Origin of the sequence: Mesorhizobium sp. M2A.F.Ca.ET.067.02.1.1 (genome assembly GCF_004023285.1) — a bacterium.
Taxonomy (GTDB): Bacteria; Pseudomonadota; Alphaproteobacteria; order Rhizobiales; family Rhizobiaceae; genus Mesorhizobium.
Genome location: NZ_RZSB01001059.1, coordinates 1 through 1,516 on the forward strand (window position 1 = coordinate 1; position 1,516 = coordinate 1,516).

Sequence of the window (1,516 nt, forward strand, 5' to 3'; positions counted from 1 at the left end):
CATCATGCCGGCGCGAACCCATGGGGCCGGCGACAGCCGACCGTTAGCCGCGCAACAGGATGAACCCACCGGAAAAGCAGGGGACCGGCATATCGCACGAATGCGACCGCCTGCCCCAGATCGCTCTGGTCCGGAATTAAAAGCTCACCTTTCAGTGATTTGGGGCGTTAGCGCCATAAATCGACGTCGTGTCACCGGCATGTTTTGCTTATGTAACACAAAAAGTCGGAAGAATCAAGGTTTTGCCGCGTTCGCTAACGCCAAGCGGCAGTGCTGCCTGTCAAGACAGTATTTGTATCGGCCCCGTTACGCGGCGTCATGCCAGCGCTATCGGCCTCTTTCTCAATCGCCCTCGCCGGGTTCGGCCGAGAAATATTTCTCGAACTTCCCGGTCTCGCCGTCGAAGGTCTTGGCGTCGGCGGGCGGTTCTTTCTTGGCCGTGATGTTGGGCCATTTGTCCGCGTATTCGGCGTTGATCTGCAACCATTTGTCGAGACCGCCCTCGGTGTCCGGCTTGATCGCGTCCGCCGGGCATTCGGGCTCGCACACGCCGCAGTCGATGCACTCGTCGGGATGGATGACGAGCATGTTCTCGCCCTCGTAGAAACAGTCGACCGGACAGACCTCGATGCAGTCCATATATTTGCATTTGATGCAATTGTCGGTCACGACATAGGTCATTGCAGGCTCCGGAACGTCCCATTTTGTTGGGCTTTTTGGCTGAGGTAACGCCTTTGCCCGCCGCATGCAAGGGTAGGGATTGCCGGCGGAGCCCGAGGGCCGGAAAGGAATTCCGGCCGGAAGAGCGGATCGAGGTCACCGAGCCTGGATCGCCGCGCAGGGTTCGCGGAATTTGCTCGGGCCGCGCCCCGGGCCGGCTATGTCTCAATCGTCGCCGAGCAGACGGTCGGTCTGGCGGCGCTCGCGTTTGGTCGGGCGGCCGCTGCCGGCTTCGCGCAGCGCTGGAATGGCGTCCGCAACGGCCCCGCCTTTGGGCGTCGGCGCCGGCGACATGTCCTGGTAAAGCAGGCGCGCTTCATCGGCAGGCCCGCGCCGCGTGCCGCAATCAAGCACCTTCCAGACCAGGATACGGCCCTCGAGCGTGATGGTCAGCACGTCGCCGGGCTTCACCAGATCGGAGGCCTGCGCTGCTTTGTCGCGATTGATGCGAACGCGTCCGGCGACGACGACCTTCGCGGCAAGGGACCGCGACTTCACCGCGCGCGAGAAGAACAGCCACTTGTCGATGCGCTGGCGGCCTTCTCCAACCATTGCAACCGACCGAGGTTATTTCTTCAGCTGGTCGCGCAAGGCGGCGAGCTTGGCGAAGGGCGAATCCGGATCGAAGCGCTGCGGGCGTTCCTCGCGCGGCTTGCCCTGGAAGGCCGGCTTGCCGCCCGGAGCGTTGCCTTTGCCTTCCTGCCTGTTGCCCTTCCAGTCAGGCCGGCCCTCCCGACGATCGCCCTGCGGCCGCCCTTCGCGGCGTTCACCGCCCTCGCGGCGGTCGCCTGCATCC

At 63.5% G+C, this 1,516-nt stretch carries 3 protein-coding genes; all 3 read right to left on the reverse strand.

Annotated features, from left to right (window positions below; translation table 11 throughout):
* Positions 1-342: 342 nt before the first annotated feature.
* On the reverse strand, positions 343-681 hold the full coding sequence (gene fdxA / locus EOA28_RS35380; protein ID WP_126080777.1) for a ferredoxin FdxA: 339 nt from the start codon (positions 679-681) through the stop codon (positions 343-345).
* 204 nt (positions 682-885) lie between these two features.
* On the reverse strand, positions 886-1,272 hold the full coding sequence (locus EOA28_RS35385) for an RNA-binding S4 domain-containing protein (RefSeq protein ID WP_126064026.1): 387 nt from the start codon (positions 1,270-1,272) through the stop codon (positions 886-888).
* Positions 1,273-1,287: 15 nt separating this feature from the next.
* Positions 1,288-1,516: hypothetical protein (locus EOA28_RS35390; RefSeq protein WP_148671093.1), on the reverse strand; the 229-nt coding region annotated here is incomplete at its 5' end.